Origin of the sequence: Polyangium sp. 15x6, assembly GCF_029960785.1 — a bacterium.
Classification (GTDB): Bacteria; Myxococcota_A; Polyangia; order Polyangiales; family Polyangiaceae; genus Polyangium.
In genome coordinates, this window is sequence record NZ_JASBQE010000062.1 from 28,993 (window position 1) to 54,842 (window position 25,850).

The window sequence follows — 25,850 nt, forward strand, 5'->3', positions numbered from 1 at the left end:
ACGAAACTGCTTGCAAATTCCGCCCGGGTCGTGTTTGGTGAATCGTGAACGGTCATTTCCGTTCGATGCGCTGGACTCGATGGTGTAGCCGCTAAATTGCGGCTGCGCTGCACGAAAGGAGAACGCAGCATGCGGTTCTTGAAGCACGTGTTTGCGGCCCAGGGCGACAAGGCGCGGGTGAGCCGTCGAGATTTCCTCGGCGGCGCGGCGGGCGCGGCAGGCGCCTCCGTTCTCGCGCAGATGATTCCGGGGCGGGCGCACGCGAGCCCGCCTTGCCCCCCGCACCCGAGCGGCGGCGGGCCCTTCACAGACGATCCCGTCACCCTCGAATGGATCTTCTCGCGATGGGACGATCTCGGCGTCTGGGGCGACACCGTCGGCACGCTGGCCGAGATCAACGAGGCGAAGCGCAAGGACGCGCTGAAGCTCGGGCAGCGCGGAGATTCGAAGGTGTATTCGCTTGGCGAGCCCATGCACCCACGGATGCCGGCCTTTCCCGCCGACCCGCCGCGCCGCGCCGATTACTGGATCGCCGCGTACGGGCCCACCGGCGACAACCAGTTCATCTTCCAGGACGACCGGTTCGAGGCCTTCACGTTCCAGATCGCGACGCAGGTCGACGATTTCAATCACCCGAGCTTCGGCGGCTGGTTCTACGGCGGCCACCACTTCGACCAGATCACGCCGCGCTCCGACATCGTCGACCCGCTCGATCGGTGGGACCTCGCCCGCGCCGACTCCGCGGCCCAGAACTACGGGCCGGACAGCATCCTCGGGGGCACGAAATCGCTCGGGCTCCAGAATATCGGGCCGATCATCACGCGGGGCCTGCTCCTCGACGTGCTCGGCTACAAGATCGCGGCGGGGCACACGAGCGCCATCGCCCCCAATGGCAAATCCCTCGCGCCGGGATATCGCATCACGATCGCCGATCTCCAGGCGACGATGGCCTGGGAAGACCTCGATTGCATCGAGCCCGGGGACGTGGTCATCATCCGCACGGGGTGGAGCCATTACTGGTCGGACGAAGCGCTCTGGCCGACGTACATGGGCGCCGCGCCCGGCCCGTGGCTCGCCGAATGCCACTGGCTCGCGCAATTCCGCCCGGCCATCGTCGCGTCGGATACCTATGCGATGGAGTGCTTCCCCGGCCCGCGGCCCACCACGCTCGCCGAGGGGCACCAGGTGCTCATGGTCGCGAACGGCATTCGCATCGGCGAGGGCTTCAATTCCGCGGCGCTCGCCGCCGACCGGGTGTACGAGTTCATGTTCTTCGACACGCCCTACAACCTCCAGGGCGCGACCTGCGCGGGCAATGCCCCCGCCGCGATCGGCGGGCGCAAGAAGAAAAAGTAATCGCTACGAGCGCCGCGAGAACGCCCAGGCGATTCCGCCTTGCAGCGTGCCTCGCGTGACGAGCCCCGAGAGGTCCACGCCGAGCTCCACGAGCGTCTGCGCGACGCTCCCGCGAATGCCCGTCAGCACCACCTGCGCGCCGAGGAGCCGCGCCGCCTGCGCCGCGCGGACCAGCGTGGTCGCCACGTGCGCGTCGACCACGCTCACGCCGGTGATATCCAGGATCGCCACGCGCGCGCCTTTCTGCGCGATGCCCGCGAGCAGCGTTTCGAGCACGAGCTCGGCGCGCCGCGCGTCGACGGTGCCGACGAGCGGCATGGCCACGATATCGTCGCTGATCGGCACGAGCGGCGTCGACATTTCCTCGAGCATCCGGGACTGCGACCGCACCAGATCCTCGGCGTCCTTGCGCGCCGTGATGTCCGTGAACGTCGCGATCGCGCCCGTCACCACGCCTCGATCGTCGAGCTGCGGCGCCGCGCTCACCAGGAGCCACACGCGATCTCCGAGCGCGGGCCGGTCGACCCCATGCACGAAATCACGCACGGGTTTCCCTGTCCGCAGCGCGACGGTGATCGGATGGGCGTCGCCCGGGCACGGCGAGCCGTCCTCGTACACCGCGCCCCAGCGTGGATCGAACGAGGTCCGACCCAAAAGCTGATCCTCGGTCACGCCTAGCAACGTGAGGGCATGCGGATTGAAGAGGATGTTCTTCCCGGTCGGATCCTGCATGACCACGCCCACGTGCAGGCCCGCGAGCAGCGCGCGGAAGCGCGCCTCGCTCGCGCGAAACTCGTCCTCGATGTGCCGGGCCTGCTGGTCCTTCTCTCGCAGGGCCGCGTTTTCGCGCTCGAGCATGTCGATGCGGGCAAGAAGCGTCTCCCGATCCTGATCGCGATTGGTCTCTGTGATGTGCCCGTCCACGTTCTGCCTCGCTCGATGGCGCGTCGCTGCGCGCAGCCGCTTTCAATGTACGGCGTCGGCACGGCGCGTATCAAGAGGACACGCGCAAGCGGGCCCACGTTGGATCGTCGGCAGAGCTGCATCGCGCCGTCGGTTTCGCGATGTGGGTGCGTCATGGGATTGACACGTCAGGGCGAAGGCCGCGAGTTCGAGGCGATTTTCCGCGCATACTCCGCGATTACGCGCAAGGTGGTGTCATCCGTATCGTAAACACCGTACCAACCTTGCGCTTCGTGCGGTGGATCGCCGGTAAACGGGTCGTATTTTTGCCAATGGCCCCCGGGGATGCGTGGGCGGCCTTCCCCGGACCAGGCCCAGAAATTCACGCCACCCACGGGCTCGCCCGCGCGTACGGCGTCGAGCACCACGTCGAACACGGCGCGGTAATATCGATCGCGCGTGGCCGTGGTCGCGGCGGGATCGTGGCTGCCGGCGTCCCGCGGGAAGCCGAACTCCTCGACGACGAGGGGTTTGCCGAGGCGCCGCGCGTGCTCGATGTGGCGACGGAGATAAGACTTCATTTCACGCACGGCGGCCTCGTAGCTCTTGGGCCGCGCCGGGTCGTACCAGCCCCAGTTCTGCGCCCAGACGTGGGCCGTGACGTAATCGATCGAGGAGAACCGATGGTTCGCGACGACGTCGAGTCCGCTTTCGCGCGGCCAGGGCGTCTCACCCTCGGACCCGGTGGTCACGAGGTGCCGGGAATCCAGGGATTCGAGAAGCTCCGACGTGCGCTCGATCCACGACTGGAAGGCCTTGACGTTCGTCCCGCCACGCGGCTCGTTCGCGAGCTCCCAGGCCATGATCGTCGGGTCGTCCGCGTACCGCACGCCGGTGTACCGATTCGTTCGCTGGAGCAACATCCGCACGAAATCGTGGAATGCCTCCACGGCAGCCGGATTCGAATAAAACGCCGCGGTGTATGCCTGATAGGCCGACCAGCTCCCTCCGGGCTCGGGCGGGGGATACGGAATCGGTCCGGCGCCGCTCCAGCGCAGGTATTGCGCCATGCCGCCGGACCAGGGCCAGAAATTGTTCAGACAAACCACGGCGACCATGCCGCGCGCCTTCATCTCCTTCAGCAGAAAATCCAGGCCGAGGAGGATCTCCTCGCGGTATTCGCGCGGGGAGGGCTGGAGCACGGGGAGGATCCGCCAGGGCGAAGGCTCCGGGCCTTCGGTGGCCGCGAGGATACGCAGGTTCGTGACGCCGAGGGCCGCGAGTCGATCGAGCTCCCGCGCGAGCCTGCCCGGGTTTCCCGAAGGTCCCTCGGCCCCGAGGTTCATGCCATACCAGAAATTCGCGCCGAGGAACGTGTACGGCCTGCCGTCGCGCTGGAAGCGGCCCTCGGCCACGCGCACGAAGCCCGAAGCGGACGTGGTCTCCGCATGCAGCGTCATGGCGCAGGCGAGCATCGCCCCGAAGTACCTCATGAGTCCGCCCCCTGTTCAAGATGATACGCGAGCGGCCGTCGTCGAGGCGTGCCTCTCGCTGGAAGACGCGAGCTCGGACGAAGGTGTATGATCGAGCTCTCTTGGACATGCACACCACGCGGATTCCGAGCTGCCTCCTTTTCAGCATCGCCGCATGCGCCAGCCCATCCATGCCGCCGGAGCCCACCAAGGGCGCGTCGCGCGCGCCCCAAAGCGCTCCGGTGGTTCCCGCCGTCGCGTCGACGAGCCCACCCGCCGCGAAGGTGACGGTCGCGCCTGCGGGGCCTCCGTCGGTGGGGCTCGACGACGCGTCGGGGAAGCGCGAGCGCGCGCGCAAGGCCGTGCTTCTTTTCGGCACGAGCACCGAGGGCTCCGAAGAGCTTCGCTTCGTGCCTGTCGTGTGCTCCCTCGACGGCAAGCTCGAGACCGGAAAGGCGTGTGGCCTCGCCATGCCGGCGACGACGCGCGTGCGGACGACGCGGACCGATACGAACGCGCCTGCAATCCTCACGATCACACGATCCACGCGGGATTTTCACGACGAGGCCGGAGGCCGGGATTACGTCGCGCCGACGGGGCCTGCGTGTTGCATGTACAATACGTGTGTCGAGGAGACGATTCCTTATTTCGTGAAAGGAAATCTCGTCGCGCCGTCGCGGATCCTCGCGGTCTGGCCCGAGACGGCCGACGTCGATTTGAAGCCGCAGCCCGTCGGCGCCGACGGCGTCGAGGTCGTCGATGGCCCCTGGGTCGGTCGTCCCGGCGAACGGGGCGTGCGAATCGATCAAGCCGTGCGCGCAGGCCAGCAGCGCCTCGTCGCGATCTCGAAGCGCAACCCGTGCGGTAGCTGCGGCGCGCTCTGGGTCGACCGCGGAGGCGGCTTTGCGATCGTCGACGAGGAGATCAGCGGCGCCGACAGCTTCGATGTCCTGGCCACGAGCGACGTCGACGGCGACGGACGCCCCGAGGCCATCGTGTACGAGATATGGCGCAACGATTACGGCCTCCACGTGCTCGGCAACGACTGGTCGAAGCTCGCCTATCGCTTCAATTGCGGAAACATCTGACCGTCCGTGCGAACCGGCTCACCCCGCGCGCCGTGAGCGTCTTTCCTGCTTGACTCTCCAGCAGGGGGAGACCTCAGAGTGGCCGCGATGCCGAAGAGGGAGGCGCTCACCATCGGGGAGTTGTCGCGGCGGACGGGGATCCCCGTCAAGACGCTCCGATTCTACTCGGACGAAGGGCTTTTGCCGCCGGCGCGGCGATCACACGCCAATTATCGCCTGTACGACGAGGCGCAGATCGTTCGCGTCGAGCTCGTGCGTACGCTCCGGGAAGCGGGGGTCGACCTCGCCACGATCCGGAAGGTGCTCGCGCGCAACCTATCGCTCGAAGAAGCGCTCCGCCTGCGGCTCGCCGCGGTCGAAGCCCACGTGGCCTCGCTCTCGCGCGTTGCCGCCGCGCTCCGCGCCGCGCTTCGCGCAGAACCCACCGAAAAGGATCTCCGGAGGTTGTGGACCGTGACTCGACTCTCGAATGAAGAACGCAAGGCGGTCATCACCCGTTTTTACGATCAAGTCGCCGACGGCGTGCCCGTGGACGGCGAGTGGATGCGAGGGATGATCGAGGCGAGCACCCCGAAGCTGCCGGACGACGCCACGCCCGCGCAGCTCGAGGCGTGGATCGAGCTCGCCGAGATCCTCGCCGATCCGACGTTCATCGCGAACATGCGCGTGATGGCGGCCGTGACGTGGAACGAAGGGATCGACCAGGCGGCCCTCCTCCGCGCGCAGAGCGAGGCCATCGCGGCCGCACGCGAGGCGCGGGGGCGAGGCGTGGATCCACATTCCGCCGAGGCGCTCGTGATCGCCGAGCGGTTTGTCCGGGCCACCGCAGCGGCGTGCGGCAGGGAGCTCGACGACGCCTTCGAGGAGCAGCTGAGAAAGACGCAGGATCCGCGCACGCTGCGCTACTGGGAGCTCGTCTCCGCGATGACGGGCGAGCCCCTCTCGCCCGCGTACGAGGACGGGCGCTGGCTCGGTGCCGCGGTCGCGAGATTCCTCGAACACTGAAGGGAGGAGCGAGTATGTCACGTCGTCGGCCAGCCATTCATCGCGAGACGTACGGTCAGGGCACACCGCTCCTCCTCGGGTTCCCGATCATGGCGTCCGCCTGGCAAGGGGATCCCGAACGCGCGATCCTGAAGGGATATCTCGACCGCTTGACCGACCGATATCGGGTCCTTGTCGTGGATTATCCGAGCCTCGGCCCCGATATCGGCAAGAGCGAGCCGATCCCTGCGAACGAGCTCTCCGCCGAGCGCGTCTGCTCCGATTTGCTCGCGGTCGCGGACGAGGTCGGATTCGACCGGTTCGCATTCTGGGGTTACTCGTGGGGCGGGGTCGTCGGCCTAGATCTCGCGTCGCGGACCGATCGCGTCTCTGCCTTGGTTTGTGGCGGCTGGCCTCCGCTCGCAGCCCCTTACGTGGAGATGCTCGCCATCACGCGCATGATGGCAGCTGCCCCGGAGGTCCCCGTCCGCGTCGATCCATTCGTCACGTTTTACGAGAGCATTCAGGGAAAGCCAGAAGCCGAGGCGCTCGCTCGTATCTCGTGTCCGCGGATGGCGTTCGTCGGCGCGGCGGATGAAATGGATTATCCCGGCGGGATTTCGCTGCGGATCGCGTCGACGGTGCAGGAGCGGCGCCCGGAGCTCGAGCGCCTCGGGTGGCGCGTGCTCGAGGTTCCCGGGCGCGATCACGGGCTCTACATGGATCCGGCGACCGTCGTTCCCCTCGTCAGGGAGTTTCTCGATCCCGTGTGCAGATGAGCGCCGCACGGCACGTGCGATACACATATACGCCCACGGTTCAAGGAAATTCGACCGCACCGCGCGTCGTATGCTTCGCGAGCTCGGTTTCACACCTGGTCAGTCGGGTCGCCACGTTGCATCAAGACTCACACGAGAAGCCTGTCCACAGCTTCCCTCCTCACACGCCGGCGTACAGCCGGGCGCATGCGCTTTCCGTCTGGCGGGCGCTTGCGAGCTGTGATGGTATCGCGTTGTCTGGCTTTCTCGGTGAGGCATGCACACCATCGACGATCCGGAACGATTGCACGAGTTCTTCCGTGAGCACCCGGACGCGCAGATCATCGCGAGCCGCGAAGGGCATTGCCTTCACGTCAACGACGCGGCCGCGAGCGCGCTGGGCAACGACGTCCGACCGGAGACCTTGCTCTCCGAGCGCGTGCATCCGGGGGATTACGGGCATTTCCTGTCGGAGTGGGCAGCGGTCCTCTCGAGCGGCACGTCGTCTGCGTTCACGGTGTTGCTCGGCCGCAAGGGCGCGAGGGCGCGGGCATTCGTCGTCCACGCGCGCCGCGCGTCCACCGGCAACAGAGTCCACGTGTCGTTGCGGCCCAAGGAGGCCGAGATCGAAGGGGACCAGTCCTCCGTGCGGCGCCGCGAGCAGGTGCTGCGCGTCGTCCTCGACAATCTCCCCATCCTGGTCTGGGCCACCGACAAAGAGGGCGTGTGCACGTTTGCCGATGGAAAAGGCCTGGAGCTCTCCAGTAGACGGCCCGAGGACATCATCGGCAGCAACGCCCTCACGATGTACCCGCCGGAGAACACGACCGGCTTGAGGCTGGCCCTCGAAGGGACAATGACCCGGCACGTCAGCGCCGACAATGGCCAGTACTGGGACAACCGGGACATTCCCGTGCAGGACGATGACGGGAACGTGATCGGGACCGTGGGCATGTCGCTCAACATCACCGAGCTGCAGCAGGCCAAGGCCGAGCTCGAGGCGAAGCTCGCGCTCATCGAGCGGCAACAAGAGGTGATCCGCAACCTGGAGACCCCCATCATCCAGGTCTGGGATCACGTGCTCACCCTGCCCATGGTGGGCGTCGTCGACAGCCGCCGCGCCTCGCGGGTCATGGATGACGTGCTCGGCGCCGTCAATCGCACGTCCGCGCGGTTCGCCATTCTCGATCTGACGGGCGTGGACGTCATCGATACGGCCACGGCGAGCCACCTCTTCTCCATCATCGGGGCCGTCCGCCTGCTCGGCGCCGAGGGGATCATCTCCGGCATCCGGCCGAACGTCGCGCAGACCATGGTCAGCATGGGCGTCGACCTGTCGAGCGTCATCACGCTGTCGAGCCTGCGCGACGCGCTCGCATTGTGCATGCGCCGGATGCGGGAGAACGGGCGGCGGTAGGAGAAGCAGCGTCTCCGGCGATTACGCCGCCACGGCCGCCGCGGTCTGCCGCGCGACGACCTTCACCTTGACGCCCGGAGGCGGCCGCAGCGCGATTTTCCCGCTCGCCAGGAGGGGGCCTTTTTCGAGGAGCATCACGCGGTAGCGCTGCGCCACGGTCGCTAGCGTGAGCACGGCTTCCATCGTGGCGAAGTGCTGGCCCATGCATACCCGCGGTCCGAGTCCGAACGGAATGTAGGCCCCGCGGGGGAGGTGCTTCTCGGCGCCCCCCCGGAAGCGTTCGGGATTGAAGCGCTCGGGCTCGGGGAAATACCGCTCGTCCCGATGGATCACGTAGGGCGAGACGTAGATGATGCTGCCTTTCGCGATCGGATAGCCCCCGAAGACGAGGTCCTCGGTCGTCTCTCGCGGGAAGAGCATCCACCCCGTCGGGTAGAGGCGCAATGTCTCCTTGATGATCATGTGTGTATAGGCGAGCTGCGGGAGATCGTCGGCCGTCGGGGGGCGCCCGCCGAGCACGCGGTCGAGCTCCTCCCAGAGCGCGGCCTCCACCTCGGGGTTCTGCGCGAGCATGATCCACGCCCATACCAGCGAGTATGCCGTCGTCTCGTGGCCCGCGGAGAACATTGCGATCAGGTAATCCCGCAGCTCGTCGTGCGTCACGCCGCGCCCGTGGCCGTGCGCGAGCATCAACATCGAGAGGAGGTCGCCCCTGTCCTGCCCCGAATTCCGCCAATCCTCCGCGAATTTCATCACGATCGCGTCGAGCTCCTGGATGGCCTCCCGCTTGCGGCGGTTGTGCTCGATCGGCACCCACATGGGGATCGGGAACGAGATGTCGTACTCCGTGCCGAGCAGCCCGAGGATGTTGGTCATCGCCGCCGCGGCGCGCGGGACGATGTCGGATGCGTCTGCGTTGAAGAGCGTCAAGCAGACGTTCTGGATCGTCACACGCAGCATCTCGGTGTCGATCTCGTATTCGCCGCCCGAGCGCCATCCGTTGATCCCCTGGAGCGCCTGCTCCACGAAGACGCGACAATAACCATCGAGGCGCCGCGGCTGGAAGGCGGGCTGCGCCATCTTGCGCTGCCGGTCGTGCACCTCGCCGTTGGAGGTGACGACGCCGTTGCCGAAGAACGGGGCCACGATCATCTGGTGAATCCGCTCCTTCGGCATCTTCTTCGGCTGCTCGACGAGGATCTCGTGGACGCACTCGGGGCGGCTCAAGAGATATGCGTGGCGAGGCCCGACGCGAAAATGAACGAAGTCACCGTAGGTCTTGGCGATGCTCGTCAGGAACTCGAGCTTGTCTTTGCGCAGGTCGAGCACGCTGCCGAGGAGGGGGAGTCCTTTGGGGCCAGGCGGATAGTGGGTTTTCATGGTGTTCCTTGGTTCCTTCAGAGGACGACGACGGCGGTGGTGAGGAGCAGGCAATACCAGCCCGTGAAGAGGAGATAGGTGACGTGATCTTCCCGCGGCGTGCGGCAAAGAACGACGCGGATTGCGATCGCGAGCGCCGCGGCCCCGAGGACGGCGTCCGAGGCCCAGACCGACCCTCGCGCGCCCGCGGGCTGCATCAGCGTGACATGAACGGCAATCGGCAACAGCCCAAAACACACGGCAAGCAGGATGCGCGTCGCGCGCTCGCCGAAGACGAGCGGGAACGTGCGCCGACCGGAGGCGCGATCCCCGTCCATGTCGCGCAGGTCCTGCACGGAGACCAGCGGGAAAATCGCGGCCGCGGGCAAGAGGATCCACCTCCACGCGAGCGGCGAGAGGGGCGTGACCATTTGCCATGCCGCGGCGAGCTGGACGAGGATCCCGAGCGACATGCAAAGGTTCTTGACGACCCAGTTCCGCGCGCCGAGCACGACGTTGTGCACGAGAATGATGAGCTGCCAGCCGAGCGCATACTCGACCACCCCGAGCCACGCGCCGGCGAGGGTGAACAGCGCCATCACCACGGCCCAGCGCTGCCACGCTCCGCGCACCGATACGAGGCCCCTCACCAGCGGTCGGTGTGGCTTGTTGCGCCGGTCCTCCTCGAGCCCCGTGGCCTGGTTGGCGAGGCAAAAGGCATAAATATAAAGGAAGAAGTAAAGCAGGCTACGAGCCATCGCGCCCGGCAACCGTGCCGGATCCGCGCCCGTCGTTTTCCACGCCGCCAGCGTGAACAAGAACGCCGGGACCACCGCCGAGGACAGGTCGCCCGCGACGAAGGACCAGAAGAGCGACAGCTCGCGCGCGAAGGGGTTTGGCACGGCGCGCGCGGGCCGCATATCGGAAGGGAGGACGCTCATGGACGAAGCTCCGCGATTGCCAGGCCTCATCGGAGGCTTTGGATGAGCGATCCCGCGAGGGCCACGAGCGGCGTCGCGCGGTCGCCGAAGACGGCGACGTCACGGCGGGCGTCCGCGATCAAGACCTCCGCGAGGCGGCGGGATTCCGCGAGCCCGAGAACGCGCGGATAGGTCGCCTTGCCGGCGGACGCGTCGTTCCCGACGCTCTTGCCGAGCGCCTCGCGGGTCGACGTGACGTCGAGGATATCGTCGACGATCTGGAAGGCGAGCCCGAGCCGCTGCGCGTATCGGCGCAGGCGGGCCTTCATGGGCGCATCCGCGCCGCCGAGGATCGCCCCCGAGAGCACGGAGGCCTCGAGGAGCGCACCCGTCTTGCGGGTATGGATGTCCTGCAGTACCTCCACGCCGACCTCGGATTTGCCTTCGCTCGCGAGGTCCTTCACCTGGCCGCCGGCGAGCCCGCGTGGCCCTGCGGCGCGGCCGAGCTCGGCGACGACCGCGAGCGTCCGTTTGGCCGGGACGTGGGCGGTGTGGCGGGCGATGAGCTCGAACGAATGGGCGAGCAGGCTGTCGCCGGCGAGAATGGCGAGCGCCTCCCCGTACATCTTGTGGTTCGTGGGACGGCCGCGCCTGTAATCCCCGTCGTCCATCGACGGCAGGTCGTCGTGGATGAGCGACATCGTATGGATCATCTCGATGGCGCACGCCGTGGGCAGGGCGATCTCGGCCCGCGCGCCGGCGACCTCGCAACCTGCGAGGCAAAGGATGGGGCGCAGCCGTTTTCCGCCGGCGAGCAGGGAATAGCGCATTGCCTCGTAGAGAGCCCTCGGCTCTTCGAGGGCCAAAAAAGTCTCCAGCGTCGCGTCGATCCTCGCGCGACGGATGTTCAGGTACGTTCCCAGATCGAAGGAACGATCTGGCTCGATATTCATGGTCATTGCGGCCTCCAGAAGACGGAGCGATCCCTTCCGCGCGTGCCGGATCGCGCGACAATGGCCTCACGCGGGCGCTCCGGCACATGCCCGGGAGCGACCGAGTCGCGCGAGACTCCGCCACAGATATGGATGTTTCCCCGCGTCGTCCGCACACAGCGCGGACGACCCAAACCTCACGATCGACGAAAACCCCGACGACCCCGCAAGCCCCCCCTACGAGCTTGGTTCGTTTAGGGTTCCCTACCGGCACTCGCGTGAGCAACTCACGCGAGCGTTACTACATAGCACGGACAGACGGTGTCATGCCATGGACGGTTTCATCTTCAACCGTCAGAAACTTGCTTCGTCGTCGCCGCAACAAGTGACAGTTACGTTTCGTTGTCTTGGTCCGGGTCATGTGCTGGATTGAACCGGCGGTTCCCATCCCTTTGCACATTTTCTCTCGAAGCACATCTGCGTCCTGCCATGAACTACGACGACTTCATTCGAACGCGCCGTTACGTCGAAGACGCGGGAGCTGCGCTCCCCTTTTGGGACGAATCCTGGGAGCCGTGGCTGCGGCGCGTCTGCGAACGCCGAGCGTGGCCGTATCCGGACGTGATCGGGGCGTATGTCTACGGCCTTCCCGACGATCCGCTCGTGATCTTCGACGCGAAACACGTGGCCGGTCGATGGCTCCTCAATCTGGAGGATTCGGATCTGTTTGGCGACGACCTGGACGCGCTCGAGCGGTCCCTGTTCGAGTGCGCGAGTGACCCTTACGACGAGGAAGAGTGGCAGAAGTTCGTCACGTCGTGGCCGGGATGAGGCCGTCACCGCACGCAGCTACCAAGCCACCGCCGCGCGTTCTCGCCGAGGAGCTTTTGCAGCAATGCAGCGGGCAGCGCCTGTCCTCGATAAGGTGCCGGTGACAGACCTCCCAGCGGGTTTTGCCGCCAGAAGGTGAAGCTCTCGTCGCGCAGGAGGCCGAGGTTCGCGCTCACCTGCATGTCCCACTCGTCCTGCCAGGTCGGTCCCGCGCGTACCGTCACGAGGTCGCTGCCGAAAAGAAAGCGCTCGGGCGTCTTTTCGAGGATCTTCCGGAGCCGGTCGTGCTCCTTTTCGAGATAGGTAAAACCCTGCGCGGCAGCGTCGCTGGAGCCATGGCTCGTGTCGAAGAGCAGCGACGGGAATGCGTCGCGGATGGCCTCGAATCGGTCGAGATCCGTCCGGCTCCCGCAGAGGTGCGGGCAAACGGCGCGTAACTTCGGGAAGGCGCGCAGGACGCCTTCGAGTTCGCCGCGGAAACGCACCGTATTCACGTGCACGAGGACGGGGACGTCGCGCTCTTCCATGCGCGCGAAGAGCGGTCGGTGCGCGGGATCATCGAGCGGCCGCTCGTGGAACGCGTGATGCCCGTCGTAAAGCTTGACGCCGCACGCGCCGCGGGCGAGCAGGGCATCGAGGGTTTGGGGCTCGTCGTGGGCGAGATCGAGCGTCACGAATGGGATGAGCCTCGTCGGATGCGCCGCGGCGGCCGCGAGCACCACCTCGTTGCCGCGTTGATATCCCGCGAGCCCCTTGCCGCCGCGCCCGGCGGTCGCATCCGGCGTCGCCAGAACCACGGCGCGCTTGACACCTTTCCGATCGAGCAGGCCGAGGAGCGCGGGCACGGCCTCCATATCGGTCAGGTGGATGTGCGCGTCGAGGATCGTGCCGTCGTCCGGAGCCGGCGTGGTCGAGGCGGCGGGTGGAGGCGGGTTTTCACTGCGGCACGCGGAGAGCGCGGTCACGAGGAGCAGGGCGAGCGCGCAGGGGCCGCGGCGGGCGTGCATGGGATTCGACGGTAGCGGGGTTTTCGACCGGACCACAAGGGGCAAGGCGGGAGCGCCGCGTGAAAAAGCGCCACGTCGGACCGGAGCAGGATTTGATCGCGTCACGTGTTTTCGAGTGGGGAGATTTCCGTTACCGTGTTTCCGGGTCCTTCGAGGATGGGGGACCCGAAGGAAGACGAACATGCAATTGCAGAAGAAATTTGCACTATCGTGCTCGAGCGTCATCATCGCTGCGAGCGCCGCGGCGTGCTCGGTCTCGCCAACGCCGGAGGACATCGAGGGCGTGGGGAGCGACGCGCTCGTGGCGGGAGGGGTCGGGGTCTGCAACCAGGCCGATCCGTTCGAGAAGAACAACAAGCAGTCGAGCGCCACGGGCCTAGCCTATAGCTATGTCTACTTCGAGCCGGCGGACCCGGATTACTGGTGGTCGGTGGACACCGGCGGCGCCTATACGAGCGCGTCTGCGTCGATCTGCAAGAGGGACCAGGACTGGTACTTCGTGTCGACGTCGGATTTGCCCTACACGCCGGGGTGGCTCTCGATTCGCGCGCAGGCCGCCGGCGCCTCGCATTGCCCGATGTACGTGTACGAGGAGGAAGGCGAGACCTATACGTGGGGCTACGATCCGCCCGCGGGGCCCGAGAACACGATCCAGATCGACGTCTACAGCGCCGGCACTCTGCAGCTCGTGGCCTCGGCGCAGAGCAACATCGGCCGCATCTTCCTCGACACGTACAATGGGCCGCTGGATCAAGACTTGTATCTGCGCGTCCATGGACCAAAGGAGGCCCATTACGGTTACAGCCTCTCGGTCGCGGTGCAGACCGACGCGTTCGAGGACGAGTGCGAATACTGAGCACCGCCCACGTTCGCCGTGGCGGACGCCTCCGTGCTTCTCTCTTGCCCTGATGCCATGAAACGCTCATAAAGGGCGCCATCATGAACGGCGCGCTTGCAACGACGGAACGGCTCACCCTCCGCAAACTGACGCTCGCAGACGCGCCGTTCATCTTCCGCCTGGTCAACGACCCTGACTTCCTCGTGTACATCGGCGATCGCGGCGTGCGGACACTCGAGGACGCCGAGGCGTACATCCGCAACGGGCCGATCGGAAGCTACGAACGGCACGGGTACGGCCTTTGGGGCGTCGCCGTGAAGGAAACGGGGGAGCTGATCGGCATGTCAGGGCTCTTGAAGCGCGAGCAGTATGCCGATGTCGATATCGGTTACGCGTTTCTGCCGGAGTTCCGCGGCGGCGGGTATGCATTCGAATCCGGATCGGCTGTGCTCGGGCTCGCGAGCGAGGTGTTCGCGCTTCGCAGGGTGATCGCGCTCGTCGCACCGGCGAACGCCGCCTCGATCGGTCTCCTGAAGAAGCTCGGCTTCACCCGTTCCGCGCTGCAGGCGGCGGACCCGGAGAGCACGGTGATCTACGAGCGAAGTCTCGGCAGCGATTGATGCTGGGTCCGAGGCGGTCTCATTCGCCGGTTTGGCGTGGAGCACGCACCGCTTGCTCGGCCAGCGCTCGCACGGCTTCCCCCGACAGGAACACGTACACGGGTGTTTGGGGATCCCGGTATACGTTCAGCGCAATTGCCGTACCCTGTTTGTCCGCCATGACGATCAGGTCCAGAGGGCGTATCGCGGCGATGCCGAACGACCCCGGGGGAACGGCCGAAGGCTGAGAACACCTCCGCAAACCGAGGATACGAGCCATGGGTTGGGCTACTGGATACATCACCAAACTTCGCGCCGGACAGGTCGTTTCCTTTCGTCCGCGGGGCAACTCCATGTCACCGCGGATCGAGTCCGGCCAGCTTTGCACCGTGGAGCCCGTCGATCCACGGGATATTCGCCCCGGCGACATCGTCCTCTGCAAGGTGCGTGGTACCGAGTATCTCCACTTCGTCAAGAGCGTCCAGGATGGGCGTTTCCAGATCGGGAACAACTGCGGGCACATCAATGGGTGGGTCGGCCACAATGCCATTTTCGGGCGGCTCGTGAAGGTCGAGCCCTGAGGCGGAGCGGCGGGCGGATCGTGGGGGGTGGCTTGCGTGGGGCGCCCACGATTGGGCTTGACAAGAGCACGCTCGACCGCTTACTCCCCGTCCCGGCTTCAGGGACGTTCCTTCATGAACCAGCTCGCAACAGGCACCAGGCCATTCCTGGGCACCCTTCGCTTGAGCCGCGTCGAGGAATTTTACGGCAACACCATTGCCCTCGTCGCGCTCGGGACGATCTTCAATCCTCGGCTGTCGGCAGGCGACATCGTCCTGCTCTTCACCGGCAATCTCCTGCTCACGATCTTCGCCTTTGCCATCAACGACGTCGAGGACGCCGAGGATGACAGCAAGGATTCGCAGAAAGTCGTACGCAACCCCATTTGCGCCCGTCTGCTCACGCATGGACAGGCGCTCGCGCTGAGCTGGCTCTCCGCGTTCGCCGGCCTCGCGCTCCTCTGGCCCTTCGGGGCGCGCGTGGTCCTCCTGGGGGTATTGAACGTGGCTCTCGGGTTCCTGTACTCGTACCGGAGAATCCGGCTCAAGGCCGTGCCCTTCGTCGATCTCGTCTCCCACGGCCTCTTTTTGGGCACGCTCCAGTTTCTGACCGTCGCATACGCCCGCGCCCCCGAACTCCCTCGTTCGGCCGCGCTCGGCGCCGTCTTCATCTGCACCATCTCCATGGCGGGCGACCTATGGAACGAGATCCGCGACTTCGAGGTCGACCGAGAGACCGGCATCCGCAACACAGCCTCGGTGCTCGACGTCCGGCGCATCGAGCCCATTCTGCCGCACCTCTTCGTCTGGCCCTCGGTGGGCGTGGCGTCGCTCGTGCTCCTGAACCTCTCGGGAACCCAAAGGCTGATCGTCGGGCTCGCCGTGGCTGCGCTCTGTCTGGTCTTCGTGCTCCTGCCTTCGAACCTGAAGAAGCGAATGGTGACCGATCAGGCTCAATGGCTCGCAGCGCTCGCGGGCCTCTTGCTCCTCGTGATATGCCGCATCACCTCCGCAGCGCCGTAGAGCCATGCGGATCCATTGGTTGGATGCTCTCTTTGCCCAGGTCGTCTTGTCGCGCTCCCCGCGGTATTTTTCCGATGGGTGGGGGCCACTTTCGGCGCTCGACGAGCTCCTCGAGCCGCCTCGAACCCCGGCCGACCTCCACGACCTGACGCTCGGGACCGCGCGTCGCGAGGGTCCGCTTTTCGTGCAGGAGGGGCGCTTCGAGAGCCCCGCGACGGGAAAGCTCATGCCTCCCGCGTGCCATGAGGCGCGCTTTCAGCTCGTGTTGCCTGCCGGCGCCGGCGCGCGCCCAGCCGTGTGCCTTTTGCTTTCCGCGTCGGGAGACGAAGGGTTTGGCCGGCGCCGCTCGCTCGCGAAGGACCTCGCGCGGCACGGGATCGGGGCGCTGCTGCTCGAGAACCCTTATTACGGCGCGCGTCGCCCGCCGGGGCAACGGGGCGTCGCGGTGCGCACGGTCATCGATTTGTTGCTCATGTTTCGTGCTGCCGCCGTCGAGTCCCTCGCCCTCCTGCGATGGCTCGGCGCGCGCGGCCACGGCCGCCTCGGGATTTCGGGATTCAGCATGGGAGGTAGCCTCGCCGCATACACGGCTGCACTGGCGAAAGAGCCCCTTGCCGTGATCCCCGTCGCCGCCGCGCATGCCGTGGTCCCCATTTTCGAGGAGGGTGTACTTTCCGATATGGCCGACTGGAGAGCCCTGGGGTCGGATGTCGGTGCTTCTCCCGCCATTCGTAGGCGTCTCTGTGACGTCCTCGCGCCTGCATCCATCACCACGCTGCCTCCGCCACCCTTCCTCCGCAGCGCCATTCTCCTTGCCGCGCGTGAGGACGGCTTCGTCCCACCGAGCTCCACCGAGCGCCTCGCCGCGCATTGGCGAGGCGCCGAGGTACGTCATGTGCCCGGCGGACATGTCAGCGCATCGCTCACCCAGCGCAAAGCCATCGTCCGCGCCGTGTGTGATGCATTCTCGCGGCTTGCGCCGAGCGCCGTCGCATGACGAGCGCCATTCCGTGGCAGCCATCATCGAGCACCTCGTCGGCACGTTCGGCCGTGCAGGGACGAATGCTCAATGCGCGAGCAGCCACTGCGCGAGCGGCTCCCACGCGAGCTGAGGCGCGTCCTCGGCGTAGAGCAGATCGCCATGGCCGAAATCTTCTGGCTCGTTTTCGACCGGGAGGCGGCGGACGACATGCGTGGTGACGTCGGCGGAGCCGACGACCGCGGTGGTGTAAAGGCCGTGATCACCGAAGCCGCCGGCGGCGCCGAGGTAGAAGAGCGGGACCCTGATATCGGCGAGGTGGTCACCGAGCGGCAGGGGCGCCTCGCCGCACCAAAGGGCGCTCCGGTCGGCGCTCTCCACGAGGGATTGGTGCGGCGGTGAATGTGCGAGCCAATCGTTGATCAGCGCCTCGGGCGCGTACCGCACCCCGGTCGGCGCGCCGTCCGTGAAGGCGCCGGCCACGAGGTGGTATTTCGGCTTGGGCTCGTAGAACAGGTACGTCTGCGTCACGAAGCCGAGCAGCACCTCACGATTCGAATAGCCGTCGTAGAAGGGAGACGGGTCCGCGGGGGCGGAGGCGGCGAGCTCGGCGAGGGGCTGGAAGAAAGCGCTGTTGTCGCTGTCCACCACGCCCTGCGCGACCAGATCTCGCTCCTCTACGGCGCTGGCGCAGGCCACTTGCCTGCTGACCTCGTCCTCGGAGGCCACCTTCGCGTAGATATCGATGGGGACGATGCCCTTGATGTGCCGATGCTCCTCGGGGCTCTGCGTCTCCTCGGAGGCATAGAGGTAGGTGATCTGCGCGCCGCTGCTGAATCCGCCCAGGATCAAGCGATCTCGACCCGCACCGGTCAGGCCGCGGAGCGAGCGCGCGAAGATCAGCGCGCGTCCCGTATCGAAGACCGCTTGCACGACCCCCATGTCGGCGAAATCGGAGAAATCGGCCCCATCCTTGGGTGCCGTGGTCCATCGCCGATCGAGGCCCCATACGTCGATCCCGCGTCGGGCCAAGTAGACAGCGAGATCCTGATCGGGTTGCGCAGCGTCGCTCGTCAGCGAGGGCGCGAAGTTCGTGTCGAACGTCGCGAAATCGCCGTGCAGCAGCAAGATCGCTTGGGCGGCGGGGCGCGCCCGCCAGGGGGCGTCCTCGCGCACGACGCGGTGCACCCGAATGCGTGCATTGGCAGTGTCCCCCACCTTCACGAGGAAGCTGTAATGGTAAATATCATCGACGATCGGCTCGCGCTCCAATCCGGCCACCTGCGCCTCGATATTGGACGCCGACGTCCCCGCGGCGTCTCGCAGCACCTCCTCGTCGTCCTGGACCGGCGCCGCCTCCGTCGTGCATCCACTCGCCGTGACAACCAACCATCCCAGCACGACGGGCATGCACAGCACATTCTTTTGCATCATCCTCTGTCTCCTTGCGCGACGGGCCCAAGCATATTGCATGCCGGAGAGTTCGGGGGTACATTTGACAGGCATTGATTATCGGCAGCACTCGGCAGGTTGCGCAAGTTTGCGCGAACTGCGCGTGCGTGCTCGATTCGTGCAGCGAAGCCCCCGAGCGCGCTGCAACACCGGCGCTCTTTCGTTGGGGGCGAGACGCGACGCGGTTCGAGACCAAGACGGATCGGGAGCAGCTCGAGCCGCGTATCCCTGTATGAGGCGCGCCCGCGCCGAGGGAGCTCTGCAACGAGAGGGTGTCTGCAGGATAACGCACCGCAGCAGACGGACGGACTCTACAAATTGTCAGATTTCCAAAGTGCCTGGCGCTGATCGGCGATATGCTGGGGCCATGCGTCCTTGGTATGCGCCAGTATTTTTCGCGTTTGCTGCCGTGAGCTGCGGCGGCACCGGCCTCGAAACCCCCGTGCCGCACTTCGACCCTCCCAGCGCCACCACCCTCCCCGCGGTGAACTCGCTCATCAAGGTGATTAACCTGGACGACGAGTCCGTGATCTGTTTCACCACCGACGGCACGGTGCCAGAGTGGAACGGGGGGAATTGCAAGAACCGGCTCGACGCGAGTCGTCAAATCGCGGTGCCGGCGTGCGGGTTCAATGTCATCCGTATCGCGTGGTCGAAGGGCACGGACGAGGCCAACTACAAAGTCGAGAGTGATGAGTGCGACGCGAGCTGCGAGCCGGTGTTGCCGTGGTCGAATCAGGAGCTGGTGCGCGCATTCGCGGTCTGGCAGGACGAAACGAAATGCCTTCTGAACGGTTGTGAGAACCCGTCGGGCACGGGCGACTGGCTCGAGCAGTGCGACTCCGGGAAAGTCGCCTGGGACGTGAGCCTGAGCGGCTTGCGCGCGATCAGCAAGTTCACCTATGACGCCTGCGCTCACGCCGTCACCATCGATGTCGAGGAGGGCGGAATGACTGTCCCGCGGAAGATCAACCTCGTCGTCACGGGCACGCTGATCCAGGACACCGACTTCAGCGGCAATGGCAACGAGGGCGGGACCTTGACGGTCTCCGGCGATTACACGGGCACCGTCACGTCGCGCATCGTGCTCGGCGACAAGAAGCGCAGCGGCGGCGGCTTCGATGCCGGATGCACGGCCGATCCGCTGGAGGGGAAGGAATGCGCCCCCGCGGGCTCGAAGATCGCGTACGACTTCCCGAACTGGAGCTGCCACGGCGACATCTGTCCGGTCGCGATCGCGGGCTCCTGCCAGGCGTCCGACGCCGACGGTGACGCCATAGCCGATACCGCGGACAACTGCCCCGAACAGGCGAACACCGATCAATCCGATGTCGATCACGACGGTATCGGAGACGTCTGCGACGATCACTCGGGCTTCGTCGTCATTCGATTCAAGGTCGGGGATCGGTGCATGATTCTCGGCGATGGCAAGGTCGAGTCCACGAGCACGTGCGAGCCGACGGATCCCCGGCAGCAATGGGAGATGTTCCCCGACGGCGACGCCTTCGGGTTCCGCAACCTTTCGAATGGGGAGTGCCTGAGCCAGTCCGGCATTCTGGCCGGTCCGTGGACGGTCGTCACGGCCCCGTGCGATGGCACAGACGAGCAGCGGTGGAAGCTCGAGGCTTACGACCAGGGCGGCCTCGATGCGAACTTCCCGATTCGCCTGCACAACGTCGCCGACAATTTCTGCGTGTATACCGATTTGACGGGCGAGGTCTACGGCACGGTCAGCAATTGCGGACTCGCGGGGACCGAGTCGAACCGGAAGATCGGGCTCTATTACGGCGGAGCGTTCGACAAGCCGCCGTATCAGCCCTGAAGATCAAGAGCTGCGTGCACATTGCCCCGGCGTCGCTCCGACGATCCGCCAAGAGTGCCGGTCGAGTTGCCCATGCTCGTAAAGGCCGATCGGCGGAGCGACGCCCGCACGGCTTCACCCGGACTCAAAACTGGCAGGCGGAAGCGAGCTTCGGATACCGATAAAGGCCGAGGAAGCACATCTCGTCGTCGGAGCTCGTGCCGAAGCCGAGTGTCTTCGATGTCGTGTTCATGTACGAGCATTCGTAGTGGATACGGTCGCCCGTCAGGACCGGGACTGGCGTGATCGGGTAGTTCTTCTGCTCGGTGAAGCTGAAGGGGGCATCGTGGAGGGTGACCTCGCCGGCGTTCGTATGGTGTGTCACCCGCATATGCGTGCCGTATTTGTGCATATGGGGCCACACGCTCAGGAGGGTCGCGTCGCCCGGGAAGATGCAATCGCCTTGCACGGAGCCGGGGCTGTTCGGGGGCACGGAGATGCCGGGCGCGCCGGGCATGATCATTTCGGCCTCCTGCTCGACCTCGGAGGGATCGAGGGTCTTGACGAGCGTGCCCGAGATGCCGGGGAGCGGATCCGTCGTCGTATTGAAGAGGTGAAGGTTCAAGAGGAGCTGTGTCCCCGCCGGAATCTTGAGCGCGACCCCTTCGGGGAAGACCAGGTCGTCCGTGCCGATGCCCGAGGCGAAGAGCATACTTTGGTCGAGCGTCGGTCCGCAGACGCTCTCGCTGTCCGGGGTACTGCCCGAGGCCCACAAGAGCAGCGTGTGATGCGTCCCCGTCGAGCCGAGGGGGCGGAAGGCATTGATGTAGAGATCCTCGTGGAAGGTCTTGGTTGCGCACCAATAACTCTCGGTCCCTCCGCCGAGCTCCCACTTCGTGTCGATGAGCGTCATCCACCCATCCGTGCTGGTGCCCGAGGTCGTTGCCGGTGGATTTTGTTCCTCCACCACACGCGCACCACAGCCGACGAGGCCCGTGCATGCGAGCACCAGCGAACCTACTGCGAGCTGAGCTCCGAGCCGTCGTGTCATCATAACGGCCAGTATACTCCCTCACCGTGGATGCGGCGGGAAGAATCGATGCGGGTGGCGAACGTGCGGCCCTGACTCCGCGCGTCCATCCCCCGTTCCCTCGAGATGCCAGATCACGAACAAGTTTGTACTGAAACGATTCGTAAGGCGCGGACCGCCGAGCCATCCACCCCGCTGCGCGTCAATCGAAAACAAGCTCCGAGAGCAGGAAGGCGAGCGCCTCGGACTCGTCGCTGAACACGGACGCCTTGCCTCTCTCGCGCGTCATGCGCGCGGCCTGGAGCTTGCCCGTGGCACTTGCGACGAGGATGGCCGAGCGTACGAAACCCGAAAGCAGTCGCGTGCCGGCCTCGTTCACGCGCCGCTCCGTCTCGCGATCGGTCGCCATGGGCGCCTCCCGCGAGTCGAGCAGAAGGACGAATTGGGGGCGCATGAGCGGTGGGAAGAACCGGTCGAAAAATGCGAGCAGGTCCGCCGTGCCCTGATCGTCGAGCGGGATGTCGGTCCGGCGGATTCGCACGAGTTTCCCGCCAGCCTCTCGCAAAACCACGAACTGGCTCGACCGGAAGACCTCGCCTTCCGCGAGCCTCCCCCTGCTGGTGCTGCTCGCCGCCATGACGAACCTTTCCATCGCATGGGAAGGCGGGTGTCGGCAAGGGAAGAGCAGCGACGAAACCGGGCTCGATGAGGCGGTGCGTCGGGACGACTACTTCGGCGCCGCGCCGCTCGTGGTTTTCCCTTTGGGGTGCGAGCGGGGTTCGTCGCGCATGCCCTTCACGATTTCGACGAGGGCCTTGAGCTTGGGCTGCTCCTGCATGCGCGCTGGAAAGTAGAGGCAAAGCCCCGGGCCGGGGGTCACGAAGGGTTCGAGCACGCGTTCGAGTCGGCCCTCGGCGACGGCGTCGGCGATCGATTCGTCTGGCACGTACGCGAGCCCGGCGCCTTCGAGGGCGAGCGCGACCATGAGGCCGATGTCGTTGACCACGACGTTCCCGGGAACGTCGACCGTCATGGGTTTACCCTGCCGCTCGAATTCCCACCGATAGACCACGCCGGTCGTGATCATGCGCTGGCGGATTCCCTGATGGCGGAGCAGATCCTCGGGTTTGCGCGGCCGTCCCGCACGCGCGAGATAACTCGGCGCGGCGACGATCGACCACGCGGATCGCTTCGTCATGGGCACGCGCACCATGTCTTTTTCGACGGCGTCCCCGAGCCGGATGCCGGCATCGAAGCCGGCTTCTACGATATCGACGAGCGCGTCGTCGAGGGATATCTCCAGGGAGAGCTCCGGGTACAGCTCGCCCATGCGCGTGACGAGCGGCGGGAGCAAAAAGCCTCCGCTCGTGCGCGGCGCGGTGATGCGCAGCCGCCCCGAAGGACGGCCGCGAAAGTCGCCGAGCGCGGCGATGGCGTCCTCGACTTCCGCGACCGCGGGCTTCAAGCGCGCAAAGAGGTTCGCTCCCGCCTCGGTCAGCGCCACACGCCGCGTCGTGCGCTGGAAGAGCACGACGCCGAGGCGCTGCTCGAGCAGCTTGATCTTCTGGCTCATCGCCGTCGGCGATACGCCCATGTCGGCGGCGGCCGCCGTGAAGCTCTTGTGGTGGGCCACGGCGAGGAACGCGGGGAGCCCGTCGAACGTGTCGTCCATGGGAAGATTATAAACCAGGAGTTCATGACCCATCCACCACTAGCCTGATTTTCTTCACGGTCGGACGGGGCTATGTTCAACCTCGTCGAAAGGAGCTCATCATGACGAAGAACGAAACGAAGCGGGTCTGGTTCATCACGGGTGCGTCGCGCGGTCTCGGCGCGGAGATCACGAGCGCCGCGCTCGCAGCGGGCGATTTCGTCGTCGCGACCGCGCGTGATCCGAAGCGCCTTGTCGAGCGCTTCGGGGCGTCCGAAGCCCTGTTGCCCGTCGCGCTCGACGTGACGAGCGAGAGCTCGGTCGCCGCCGCGGTCGAGGCGGCGCTCGCGCGCTTCGGCAGGATCGACGTGCTCGTGAACAATGCGGGCTACGGCCTGATCGGCGCGGTCGAGGAGACCTCCGGCGAGGATGTGCGGCGCCTCTACGAGACGAACGTCTTCGGGCTCCTCACGGTCACCCGCGCCGTGCTTCCGGTGCTCAGGAAGCAGCGATCGGGGCACATCCTCAATCTGTCCTCGGTCGGCGGCTACCGATCCGGTCCCGGCTTCGGCGTCTATTGCTCCACCAAGTTCGCCGTGGAAGGGATCTCGGAGGCGCTGCACGCCGAGCTCGCGCCTCTCGGCATCGCCGTGACGATCCTGGAGCCCGGGTACTTTCGAACGGAGTTCCTGGAGGCGCAGTCGGTGGTCAATACGGATGCGAGCATTGCCGACTACGCCGAGACATCGGGCAAGGTTCGCGAACGCGCGAAATCGGTGAGCCTCCAGCAGCCCGGCGATCCGGCACGCCTCGCGCGGGTCGTGGTCGAGCTCTCCCGCGCGGCAGAGCCCCCGCTGCGGCTGCCGCTCGGCAGTGACACCGTGGCGGCCATCGAGGCGAAGAATGCATTCGTGTCGAGGGAGCTCGATGCGTGGCGCGGCGTTGCGATCTCGACCGACTTCCCGAGCTGAGGCGTCTCGGGCGTCAGAGGTATCGATAGGTGCTCTTGGTGTACTCCTTGAGCCAGGGTGCGTCCAGGAACGACATTCCGAGCGCGCGGGATCCTTGCCACTGCAGGATGCCGATGCACCCCGGGTTCAATCGGTGCGGGCGCCAGAAGCTCACCGCGTTCATGTGGTAGCTCCTGGTGGTCGTGGAGAAGGAGATCTCCCGTCCCTCTTCATGGTAGTGCCCGCAGAAGTGATACGCCGGCTGAAAGTTCAAAATGAAGTCTCGCACCGCGGGGGACCCGGCGCCCGCATACTTGGGGTGTATGCGGGATGCCGCGTCCAGCGGCGGTTCATGCGACAGGAAGACGTCGAGCCGCTCCGTCAAGGCGAAGAGCCGCTTGATGTCTTGCCTGGTGTAGCACTCCCCGCCGTCATTCTTGACCGGGTTGCCGCCCTCGTCCGCGATCCCTCCCAGGCCGGCGATCCGCAACGAATGACCGTCCTTCTCGTACGTGAACGGCACACCGCTCTTGAGGTAATGGATTTTCTCGAAGGCATCCACGGGCACCGGGCCGTGGTCCGTGCCCCCGAGCTCGCAGAGGTAGGAAAAGTCCTCGTGATTGCCGCGGATGAAGATCATGTCCGCGTCGATCTTGCGATGCTCCGCCGCCCCGGGTCCCAAGATTTCTTCGGCCTCGGGCTCTCCGTGAAAGTATGCGGTGAAGCCGAGCTCGTCCGGATCGCTCTCCGCGAAGCGCTTGGTGGCCTTGTCCAATCGATAGGGCGGGGGAAAGGCACCAAAATCGCCAACCTGCAAGATCAGATCGATGGGCTGCCCTTCCTCCTCTTGCCAGCGCTTCAAGACGCGATATGCCAGCGTGAGGTGGCCGTGAGTGTCGCCCAGGATGGCGATGTTGAGGTGCTCCACCTTCATGTTGGTAGGGCAGGTGCCCACATCTTGTCAATGGCCGTTGCCGTGTCCCCGTCTTCGTCACGCCCATTCACTTCTGCGCGGAGCTCCGGGCCCGCGTGAGGGCAATGTCGCGGACCGCGTTGTTGCCGATACGAGCGCCGCCTTCTGCGACGATCTGCCACTGCGCCGCCGACAACGTGAGCCGGTTCAGCATCGGGCGCAAGGTGCCCGCGAGGAACGCGGGAGACGCGCCCCCGGAAAAGAGCAACGAGACGGCCTCGGCGAACGCAGCCTTCGACGTCTGCTCCGCTCGCTCCAGGACCTCCTGCGCCGCGTCTTCTCTGTTTCGCGCGACAGCCTCGTCGAGGAGCTCTTTCGCGGACATCTTGCTCTTGCGCTTCCGCTCTTCCCGCTCCGCGCGAGCTCGCTCTTCTTCTCTGCGCTCCGCCTCTCGGTCGCGAAGCTGAAGATAATAGTCGCCGAATCCCTCTTCCACGCGGAAGTCGTCCGCGACGACGCGCGATGCGTACTGGGTCGCCCAATCCACGAGCGAAGCCGCGAGCAGGTGAAGGGGAGGCGAATCATCGTGGCGAATCTCGAACACGCGTCCGCTCACCGTGTTCACGGCAAGGCCATCGGAGTCGCGGCCGGCAAAGGGAACCCAGGCATCCGAGTGGAGCTCGGCATTCGTGAGCCCCGACTCAGGCATCGCCTGAGGCGTCTCGCGCAGGAACCCGAGCGCGACCATGACGGAATCGCGTTCGCCGAGCGCTCGTTCGATCGAGTAGAGGTCGAAGGCTTCGACGAACCCGTTCATCTCCTCGTGTTGGCCGTCGTGGAGCGACCACAAGGCGCGAAGCTCAGCCCCCAGTGAAAACCCGAGCTCCGCCTCGGCCTCCGCCACTTGTTCCGCGCTCGCGCCCGGCGCGAGGTTCTGGGCCAGGAGCTCCGCGCCATGCTTCGCCATCCATGTCGTGATCTGCTCGAAAGCCTCGGCCAGCGACTCTTCCGGTTTCATGGGGTCGAT

At 65.9% G+C, this 25,850-nt stretch carries 25 protein-coding genes; 13 read left to right on the top strand and 12 right to left on the bottom strand.

The annotated features are described in order from the left end of the window. Positions 1–129 precede the first annotated feature (129 nt). On the top strand, positions 130–1,356 hold the full coding sequence (locus QHF83_RS34495; protein ID WP_282422275.1) for a cyclase family protein: 1,227 nt from the start codon (positions 130–132) through the stop codon (positions 1,354–1,356). A 3-nt stretch (positions 1,357–1,359) separates the two neighbouring features. On the opposite strand, the gene QHF83_RS34500 is transcribed toward QHF83_RS34495, so the two are convergent. Then, positions 1,360–2,280 (bottom strand): STAS domain-containing protein, encoded by a 921-nt coding sequence (locus QHF83_RS34500; protein ID WP_282422276.1) that lies wholly within the window; start codon positions 2,278–2,280, stop codon positions 1,360–1,362. 167 nt (positions 2,281–2,447) lie between these two features. Continuing rightward, positions 2,448–3,752, bottom strand: a complete 1,305-nt coding sequence (locus tag QHF83_RS34505) for a cellulase family glycosylhydrolase (protein ID WP_282422277.1) — start codon at positions 3,750–3,752, stop codon at positions 2,448–2,450. Between the two features lie 221 nt (positions 3,753–3,973). On the opposite strand from QHF83_RS34505, the gene QHF83_RS34510 reads away from it, so the two are divergent. From QHF83_RS34510 to QHF83_RS34525, 4 genes are all read left to right on the top strand, one after another. Beyond that, positions 3,974–4,819: a hypothetical protein gene (locus QHF83_RS34510; RefSeq protein ID WP_282422278.1), complete on the top strand. Its 846-nt coding sequence runs from the start codon at positions 3,974–3,976 to the stop codon at positions 4,817–4,819. A gap of 87 nt (positions 4,820–4,906) precedes the next feature. Next, entirely contained in the window at positions 4,907–5,824 is a 918-nt protein-coding gene (locus QHF83_RS34515; RefSeq protein ID WP_282422279.1) for a MerR family transcriptional regulator, read from the top strand. A 14-nt stretch (positions 5,825–5,838) separates the two neighbouring features. Further along, a complete protein-coding gene (locus tag QHF83_RS34520) occupies positions 5,839–6,582 on the top strand; it encodes an alpha/beta hydrolase (RefSeq protein ID WP_282422280.1) in 744 nt (247 codons plus the stop codon). Between the two features lie 256 nt (positions 6,583–6,838). Continuing rightward, the gene (locus QHF83_RS34525; protein WP_282422281.1) at positions 6,839–7,978 is read left to right on the top strand and encodes a PAS domain-containing protein; all 1,140 of its coding nucleotides are present in this window, start codon (positions 6,839–6,841) and stop codon (positions 7,976–7,978) included. Between the two features lie 21 nt (positions 7,979–7,999). On the opposite strand, the gene QHF83_RS34530 is transcribed toward QHF83_RS34525, so the two are convergent. The 3 genes from QHF83_RS34530 to QHF83_RS34540 are packed head-to-tail and all read right to left on the bottom strand — an operon-like array spanning position 8,000 to position 11,216. Then, positions 8,000–9,358 carry a cytochrome P450 gene (locus QHF83_RS34530; RefSeq protein WP_282422282.1) on the bottom strand — a complete coding sequence of 453 codons (1,359 nt, stop codon included), beginning with the start codon at positions 9,356–9,358 and terminating at the stop codon, positions 8,000–8,002. A gap of 17 nt (positions 9,359–9,375) precedes the next feature. After that, on the bottom strand, positions 9,376–10,278 hold the full coding sequence (locus QHF83_RS34535; RefSeq protein ID WP_282422283.1) for a UbiA family prenyltransferase: 903 nt from the start codon (positions 10,276–10,278) through the stop codon (positions 9,376–9,378). Between the two features lie 26 nt (positions 10,279–10,304). Next, a complete protein-coding gene (locus QHF83_RS34540) occupies positions 10,305–11,216 on the bottom strand; it encodes a polyprenyl synthetase family protein (RefSeq protein WP_282422284.1) in 912 nt (303 codons plus the stop codon). A gap of 462 nt (positions 11,217–11,678) precedes the next feature. On the opposite strand from QHF83_RS34540, the gene QHF83_RS34545 reads away from it, so the two are divergent. Beyond that, positions 11,679–12,020, top strand: a complete 342-nt coding sequence (locus QHF83_RS34545; RefSeq protein ID WP_282422285.1) for a hypothetical protein — start codon at positions 11,679–11,681, stop codon at positions 12,018–12,020. Between the two features lie 5 nt (positions 12,021–12,025). On the opposite strand, the gene QHF83_RS34550 is transcribed toward QHF83_RS34545, so the two are convergent. After that, positions 12,026–13,027, bottom strand: a complete 1,002-nt coding sequence (locus QHF83_RS34550; protein ID WP_282422286.1) for an amidohydrolase family protein — start codon at positions 13,025–13,027, stop codon at positions 12,026–12,028. A gap of 181 nt (positions 13,028–13,208) precedes the next feature. Between QHF83_RS34550 and QHF83_RS34555 the strand changes: the two genes are divergently transcribed. The 5 genes from QHF83_RS34555 (at position 13,209) to QHF83_RS34575 (ending at position 17,044) form a co-directional block, all read left to right on the top strand. Further along, a complete protein-coding gene (locus QHF83_RS34555; RefSeq protein WP_282422287.1) occupies positions 13,209–13,883 on the top strand; it encodes a hypothetical protein in 675 nt (224 codons plus the stop codon). A gap of 83 nt (positions 13,884–13,966) precedes the next feature. Next, positions 13,967–14,485 carry a GNAT family N-acetyltransferase gene (locus QHF83_RS34560; protein WP_282422288.1) on the top strand — a complete coding sequence of 173 codons (519 nt, stop codon included), beginning with the start codon at positions 13,967–13,969 and terminating at the stop codon, positions 14,483–14,485. Positions 14,486–14,742: 257 nt separating this feature from the next. Beyond that, the gene (locus QHF83_RS34565; protein ID WP_282422289.1) at positions 14,743–15,045 is read left to right on the top strand and encodes a S24/S26 family peptidase; all 303 of its coding nucleotides are present in this window, start codon (positions 14,743–14,745) and stop codon (positions 15,043–15,045) included. 114 nt (positions 15,046–15,159) lie between these two features. Further along, on the top strand, positions 15,160–16,047 hold the full coding sequence (locus QHF83_RS34570; protein ID WP_282422290.1) for a UbiA family prenyltransferase: 888 nt from the start codon (positions 15,160–15,162) through the stop codon (positions 16,045–16,047). Between the two features lie 19 nt (positions 16,048–16,066). Next, on the top strand, positions 16,067–17,044 hold the full coding sequence (locus tag QHF83_RS34575) for an alpha/beta hydrolase family protein (protein WP_282422291.1): 978 nt from the start codon (positions 16,067–16,069) through the stop codon (positions 17,042–17,044). Between the two features lie 69 nt (positions 17,045–17,113). Here QHF83_RS34575 and QHF83_RS34580 read toward each other — a convergent pair whose 3' ends face one another. Then, complete coding sequence (locus QHF83_RS34580; protein WP_282422292.1) at positions 17,114–18,460, bottom strand: hypothetical protein; 1,347 nt, start codon at positions 18,458–18,460, stop codon at positions 17,114–17,116. 385 nt (positions 18,461–18,845) lie between these two features. On the opposite strand from QHF83_RS34580, the gene QHF83_RS34585 reads away from it, so the two are divergent. Further along, positions 18,846–20,300: a thrombospondin type 3 repeat-containing protein gene (locus tag QHF83_RS34585; RefSeq protein WP_282422293.1), complete on the top strand. Its 1,455-nt coding sequence runs from the start codon at positions 18,846–18,848 to the stop codon at positions 20,298–20,300. Positions 20,301–20,424: 124 nt separating this feature from the next. Here QHF83_RS34585 and QHF83_RS34590 read toward each other — a convergent pair whose 3' ends face one another. From QHF83_RS34590 to QHF83_RS34600, 3 genes are all read right to left on the bottom strand, one after another. Further along, on the bottom strand, positions 20,425–21,192 hold the full coding sequence (locus tag QHF83_RS34590) for a hypothetical protein (RefSeq protein WP_282422294.1): 768 nt from the start codon (positions 21,190–21,192) through the stop codon (positions 20,425–20,427). A gap of 319 nt (positions 21,193–21,511) precedes the next feature. Then, on the bottom strand, positions 21,512–21,946 hold the full coding sequence (locus tag QHF83_RS34595; RefSeq protein WP_282422295.1) for a hypothetical protein: 435 nt from the start codon (positions 21,944–21,946) through the stop codon (positions 21,512–21,514). Positions 21,947–22,036: 90 nt separating this feature from the next. Then, positions 22,037–22,981, bottom strand: coding sequence for a LysR family transcriptional regulator (locus QHF83_RS34600; protein WP_282422296.1), 945 nt, complete (start codon positions 22,979–22,981; stop codon positions 22,037–22,039). A gap of 101 nt (positions 22,982–23,082) precedes the next feature. Between QHF83_RS34600 and QHF83_RS34605 the strand changes: the two genes are divergently transcribed. Further along, a complete protein-coding gene (locus QHF83_RS34605) occupies positions 23,083–23,931 on the top strand; it encodes an oxidoreductase (protein WP_282422297.1) in 849 nt (282 codons plus the stop codon). A gap of 13 nt (positions 23,932–23,944) precedes the next feature. Here QHF83_RS34605 and QHF83_RS34610 read toward each other — a convergent pair whose 3' ends face one another. Together QHF83_RS34610 and QHF83_RS34615 are read right to left on the bottom strand one after the other, a co-directional pair. After that, positions 23,945–24,844: a metallophosphoesterase gene (locus QHF83_RS34610; RefSeq protein WP_282422298.1), complete on the bottom strand. Its 900-nt coding sequence runs from the start codon at positions 24,842–24,844 to the stop codon at positions 23,945–23,947. Between the two features lie 67 nt (positions 24,845–24,911). Next, entirely contained in the window at positions 24,912–25,841 is a 930-nt protein-coding gene (locus QHF83_RS34615; RefSeq protein ID WP_282422299.1) for an SMI1/KNR4 family protein, read from the bottom strand. Between the last annotated feature and the right edge of the window lie 9 nt (positions 25,842–25,850).